Below are 5,992 nucleotides of genomic sequence, written 5' to 3'. Positions count from 1 at the left end.
GGACTCTAGACAAGCCCTATCCTGCCAAGTCAGGAGCACTTTCGCCTACCCGGCGACCACACCTCCGGCACTCACCGATGAAACGCCGAGGCTAGTCGATATGCGGGTGGAACTGCCGCCATGCCATGTAGCCGCCGACCGCCAGGCACAGCGCCATGGGCAGCAGTCCGTAGCGTCCGAGAAACACCAGGGCGGTGACTCCCAGAGCCACGAAGACGACGAGCACCCCGATCCCCACTCCGACTCTGGCGGCGTGCCGGCGCCCCTCTGGGGCGATACGGCTCTCGGGGTTGTCGCCCAGCAGTATCTGGGACCTGCGGCCCTCGTAGGTCCGTTCGTCGATCGTCCCCTCGTAGCGCCGCCGTTTGAGGTCGGCGATGAGTTCCTCCCTGGTGCGCGGGTCCATGTCACTCCCCTCCTCCGCCGGGCGCCTGTGCTCGGGCTAGTCGTCCAACGACCTGGTCGGCTGGGCGGAATACAGCGACTTGGAGTTCGTCTCACCGAATCGCGGGCCGCCCTGCTGACCGGCATCGTCGTTTTCAGTCATGATTCCTCCTCGGGAGATAGCTGCAACCATCATGCGAACCAGCGCGAGAGGGTTTCAAGCGGCCCCTCATGCACATGCGACCAGGCCCGCGAACTCATGTGCATTGACAATGTCTTGGGTCGCAGCGTCCGGCCCATAGCGTGGCTTACGTATACAGCTCCTTGATGAAAGCGGGCCACAATGCCAGAAGATCACGATGTCGCCGAACACCACGATGTCATTGTCGTCGGCGGCGGGTGCGCCGGGCTCTCAGCCGCCCACACGCTTCAGGAACACGGGATCGACTACGTTCTCCTCGAAGCCGACAACCGGACCGGAGGCCGGGTCGGCAACAGGACGGTAGGCCCGTTCACATGGGCGATCGGCGCCACTATGACAGAACCGCAGTGGGACACGACATTCAGGTACCTCGATGAGTTCGACCTGCTCGACCGGGTGCAGAAGGTCGATTCCCAGTGCTTCGGCTTCTGGAACGGCGAACAGACTCGCTTCCTGTCGGTCGGGCGCGGCATGAGGCTGCGCAACCTTCGGGACTTCCTCACCGAGGGCGGGTTGCCGGCCCGGGCCTACCCGCAGGCCGCGCGGCTGGCAGTGGCCCTGCTGCCGCGGATGCTCAAGGTGCTCACCTCCGGCACGGGTGATCGCCAGCTGCCGGGCCTGGCCGGCGTCGAGGCCGCGACCTGCGAGGAGTTCGGGCTGCGTCACGGCGGGACCGAGGTCACCGACCGGCTGCTGGCCCCCTACATCGGCACGATGCTGTTCGGCCAGCTTCCCGATGTCAGCATCGCCCATCCGGTCGCGGCACTGTCCCTGATGCGGGGGATGCGAAGCATCGATGGTGGCATGGCGGTGCTCACCGACAGGCTCTACGACCAGGTGCGTGACCACGTACGGCTGTCGACGCCGGTCGAGGAGGTCGTCATCGACGACGGCGCGGTCCGCGGGGTGCGCACGGGCGAGGGGATCATCGAGGCCGCCGACGTCATCTGCGCCACAGACGCCCACGTCACCTCGCGGATCATCCCCGACCTGCCCGAGGCCGTGGCAGCCGACCTGTCCAGCTGCACATACAGCTCCACCTACAACTACGTCTTCGGGCTGGACCGCCGGGTCGTTCCCGACAACTTCGTCTCCCTCATGATCCCCCACAGCACCGACTCTCTGCTGGTGCGCGTCTTCGACGAGAACTCCGGCGCCTTCGGCTCCCGCGGCCCTGCCGGCACCAGCCTCATCCATGCGTTCACCGCCGGCTGGTACGACGGCAGGCTCAGCGCGATGACCGAGGACCAGCGCCGGGCAGCGGTGATCAGCGAGCTCCAGCGGTTCATCCCGGACTTCCCCGATGAGCCGTCGACGACAGACGTCGTGCGCTGGGATCGCGCGGTGTGCCAGCAGCCTCCCGAGCACCTGGCGGCAATGCGCGACCTGAGACAGCATCACTGGCAGGACGTGGAGGGGCTGCATCTGGCCGGGGAGTACCTGTTCGTGGTCTCCTCGACCGAGGGTGTTCTGCTCACCGGCAGACAGGCCGCGCTGTCGGTCGCCGCCGACCTCGGCGCGCCTGTGGCGAAACCCCAGCCGTGAGCCTCAGCGGCTGGAACCGGTGGTGACCCCCGCGATGAAGTGACGCTGCCCCAGCACGAAGATCACCAACATGGGCAGTGTCACCAGCAGGGACGCCACCATGACGTACTGATAGTCGCCGTGCCCGCCGGCGGTCGGGGAGTACATGGTCATGGCGTGAGATATTCCCAGCGGCACCGTGTAACTCGTGGGATCGCCCGAGTTGAGATAGATGAGCGCACCGGTGAAATTGTTCCAGGCCGCCTGGAACTCGAACATGAACACGATGATCGCGCTCGAGCGCGACAGCGGGAAGGCGATCCTCCAGAACAGACCGAAAGCCGAGCAGCCATCCATTCTGGCGGCTTCGAAGAGGTCGCGCGGAAGAGTCATGAAGAACTGGCGCATCAAGAAGATGTAGAACGCGGATCCGAACAACGAACCGCCCCACAGGGGAACATTCGTGCCGAGCCAGCCGAGGTTCTTCCAGATGAGGTAGTTGGGTACCAGCGTCACCGCACCGGGAAGCATCATCGTCGCCAGCAGGACCGAGAACAGCGCTCCCCGTCCCGGAAAACGGAAGTAGGCGAAGCCGAACGCCACCAGAGAACTCGATATCGTCACCAGAACGGCCGAGGCCAGGGCGATGAAGATCGAGTTGAGCATCCAGTTGCCCAGCGGGAGCTCGTGCCACACCAAGCTGTAGTTCTGCGGGCTGAAAGTCTTGGGGATCAGACGATTGTCGAAGACCTGCCCGCGTGGCTTCAGGGACGCCGCCAGCAGCCAGGCGAAGGGGTACAGGAACAGGGCGGAGAAGAACAGCACCAGCGCCCATCGCACAGCCGCACCCAGATGACGCAGCGGCCGCCGGGAACGCCCGGGCAGTGCCAGCGCCGCCGGGTTGGCGGGCTGCTCGGCGACCATTCGCTGGCGCCCTCCGAGCAGCTCCTGGGCAGAGGTGGGAGCCGCGGCTCCCCCGCCGTAAGGGGTCCGCTGCGGCACCACCGGCTCGGGCTGGGCGCTCACCGGTCACCTCCCTCATAGAAGACCATGCGCCTGCTCACCCTCATCTGGATGGCGGTGATCACCAGGATGATGACGAACAGCAGCCACGCCATCGCCGCCGCCCGTCCGAAGTTGAACTGCTCGAAGGCCTGCTGGTACAGGTACACGCCGTAGAAGCGGGCGGCGTCGGGGACGCTGGCGTTCCCGTCGCGGTAGAACAGCAGGTACGACTGGTCGAACACCTGCAGCGCGGCGATCGTGTTGACGATCGTGAGGAAGAACAGTGTCGGTGAGACCAGTGGCACCGTGATGCGCAGGAACTGCTGGGCCGGCGAGGCCCCGTCGGTCGCAGCCGCCTCGTAGTACTCGCGCGGCACGTTCTGGAGCGCTGCCAGCAGGATGATCGTCGACCCTCCGACCGACCACAGCGTCATGACGACGATGGAGGGTTTCATCCAGTTCGGGTCGGCCAGCCACTGGGGGCCGTTGATGCCGAACAGCCGCAGCACGGTGTTGATCGCGCCGCTGTTGCCGTTGAGCAGCAGCAGGAAGACCGACGCCGTCGCGACCGTCGGCGTCATCTTCGGCAGGTAGAACAGGGTACGGAACAGGCCCGAGCCGCGGCCGATGCCATTGAGCAGGCAGGCCAGCAGCAGTGCCAGCAGGATGTCGAGCGGCACCGCCAGCACCGCGTAGAACAGCGTGTTCCCCAGCGATTTACCGACCGTCGGGTCGCTGGCCAGCAGCCGGTAATTGTCCAGGCCGGCCGGAGTGCCCGTGCCGCTGGCCACGTCGTAGTGCTGGAAGGACAGCACCAGGCTCCACGACATCGAGATGACGGTGAAGATGAGCAGCCCGATGCACCACGGTGCGATGAACAGATACCCTGCGCGCGCCTCGGAGCGGCGCAATCTGGAGGGGCGGCGACGCGGCCGCACCTTCCGGCCGGGCTCAGGCATGCTTGCCGACCGCGGTCTGCTGCCAGGCACGGGTGGCATCGGCCTGGGCGTCCTTCAGCGCCTGGGCCGGCGTCTTCTCGCCCGCCAGGCTGACCGACACGGCGTTGCTGAGCGCGTCCGAGATCGCCTTGCCGGCGGCCGACCCGCCGAAGGAGACGGGATTCTCCAGGGTCGTGTAGGAGGCGTTCACCAGCTGGTCGAAATCGGCGTTGCCCGAGGACTTGACGAACTGCCGGCGGACCGCCCGGTCGGCCGGCGGGGAGGCGGTGAACAGTCCGGTGTTGATGGCCCCTTCGGCCTTCACCTTCTGCGCCCGGGCCCGCCCGGCCGCCACCCAGGCGTCGACCGAGGTGGCCTTGATCGCCCAGCTGCAGGCCGCCGAGGGATTGCGGCTGCCCTTGGGCACCACCAGGGCCGTTCCTCCGGCGAAGCCGATGGATTGCCCCGACACCGATTTCACCGGCACACCGACCGGTGAGACCTTGTCCTGGGTGTTGGACAGCACGTTGGCGTACCACTGGCCCCAGGTCTGGGCGCCGACCTCGTCGGTGACGTACTGGTTCTGGTCGCCGAAGACATCCATCGAGTCCTTGAAGGACTTGATGGAGGCATAGCCGCCCTGGGCGTCCATCACCTTCTTCATCCAGGTGAGGGCCTGTACGTTCTTCGAATCATCGAGAGTCGGGCGTCCCTCATCGTCCATCGGGGCGCCGCCGAAGACCTTGAGCCACATCGCCGAGGAACCGGGCAGGTCGAGATCCAGACCCAGAACGTCGGGGCGGCCGTTACTGGCGTGATACATCTTGCGGGCGATCCCCACCAGAGCATCGGGCCGGCTGGTGTCCAGCTGCGCCGCCGTGACCCCCGCCTTCGCCATGACGCGCTTGTTGCCGATGAGCATCGATGTCTGGAACGACTGCGGCACCCCGTAGATGTGCCTGTCGTAGGTCACATCCTTGATGGCGGCGGGATAGTACTGCTGGGCCGGCCGGACGCCGTGCAGGCTGAAGCACTGCTCCAGCGGTCGGATGAGCCCCTTGTCGGCGAGGGTGCCCACGACCGTGCGGTCCACCGAGAGAAGGTCGGGCACCTGGCCCGACGCCGCCTGGGCGGCGAACTTCTGCGCATCGAACTCGGTGGTGTCCATGCTCACCTTCACCGGGCTCACGGCCCGGGTGGCGAGGTCGCTGCGGCTCCTGGCCACCTCGTCGGAGGGGTTGAAACCTCCGGTGCGGAGGGTTCCCGACAGCTGAGTGCTGAAGCCGCTCGACGACGCGCTCGCGGCGCCCGGCTCGTCCTGCGCCGCCGGATTGCATCCGACGGTCAGCAGTGCCGCCGCCACGACGACCCCCAGAACACTTCTCCCACCTGCCATCCCACTCTCCTCCTGTGCGTCTGCGGCCGGTCCCCGGCCAATAGAAGTCACAATCCGCCGGATGGGCGGATACTGCTACATCCACAAGGGTGAGAAGTGCGTCCCCCGGGGCCGTGTTCAGGGCCGAAGACGCGCCACCGGGTCGTCGGCCGCGACCTGGACCCCCCAGCGTTCACGCCACGGGTCCCGCTCCCGGTAGCCGTCCATCGCCACCCAGGCACAGGACTGGGCCAGTTGGCGCTCGAGCTCGTCCCGTTCGATCTGCGGGATCTGAAGGTCTCCCTCCATGTAGTCACGCAGCTCCTCGGCGGCGCTCTCGTAGTTCGCCGCGGCCTGCATCAGGTGCTTCCTCGCCTCGATGTAGGCGTTGCGCCGGCCGGTCCACTCCAAGGTGCGCTGGAAGTCGTCGGGAGAGGTCATCATGGCGTCGACGGACGTGGTGAAGGTCTCGGCGACCGCCATCGCCTCGGTGAGACCGGGCTCGCGGTCGCCGCGCTCTAGTTGTACTTCCCCGGGAGGTTGTGAACGGGTGAGGTAGCGAAG

Annotated in this window: 6 protein-coding genes; 1 reads left to right on the top strand and 5 read right to left on the bottom strand. The window is 66.6% G+C overall.

All coding sequences use genetic code 11. The features are described from left to right. Nucleotides 1-91: 91 nt before the first annotated feature. The gene (locus tag G554_RS0109215) at nucleotides 92-406 is read right to left on the bottom strand and encodes a hypothetical protein (protein ID WP_027587665.1); all 315 of its coding nucleotides are present in this window, start codon (nucleotides 404-406) and stop codon (nucleotides 92-94) included. Between the two features lie 321 nt (nucleotides 407-727). On the opposite strand from G554_RS0109215, the gene G554_RS0109205 reads away from it, so the two are divergent. Further along, entirely contained in the window at nucleotides 728-2,131 is a 1,404-nt protein-coding gene (locus G554_RS0109205) for a protoporphyrinogen/coproporphyrinogen oxidase (RefSeq protein WP_027587664.1), read from the top strand. 3 nt (nucleotides 2,132-2,134) lie between these two features. Here G554_RS0109205 and G554_RS0109200 read toward each other — a convergent pair whose 3' ends face one another. The 4 genes from G554_RS0109200 to G554_RS17855 all read right to left on the bottom strand — a co-directional run. After that, a complete protein-coding gene (locus tag G554_RS0109200; protein WP_245570016.1) occupies nucleotides 2,135-3,136 on the bottom strand; it encodes a carbohydrate ABC transporter permease in 1,002 nt (333 codons plus the stop codon). After that, nucleotides 3,133-4,074, bottom strand: coding sequence for a carbohydrate ABC transporter permease (locus G554_RS0109195; protein ID WP_027587662.1), 942 nt, complete (start codon nucleotides 4,072-4,074; stop codon nucleotides 3,133-3,135). Before G554_RS0109195 ends, G554_RS0109200 begins: the two co-directional genes overlap by 4 nt. Further along, nucleotides 4,067-5,449 carry an ABC transporter substrate-binding protein gene (locus tag G554_RS0109190; protein ID WP_027587661.1) on the bottom strand — a complete coding sequence of 461 codons (1,383 nt, stop codon included), beginning with the start codon at nucleotides 5,447-5,449 and terminating at the stop codon, nucleotides 4,067-4,069. Before G554_RS0109190 ends, G554_RS0109195 begins: the two co-directional genes overlap by 8 nt. Before the next feature lie 117 nt (nucleotides 5,450-5,566). Next, nucleotides 5,567-5,992 (bottom strand): hypothetical protein (locus G554_RS17855; protein WP_161626484.1); only part of this gene is annotated, 426 nt, incomplete at its 5' end.

It is taken from the genome of Acidipropionibacterium thoenii DSM 20276 (assembly GCF_000423445.1).
Classification (GTDB): Bacteria; Actinomycetota; Actinomycetes; order Propionibacteriales; family Propionibacteriaceae; genus Acidipropionibacterium; species Acidipropionibacterium thoenii.
Note: the sequence above shows the minus strand (reverse complement) of the source record. Positions and strands in the feature narration are given on the sequence as shown.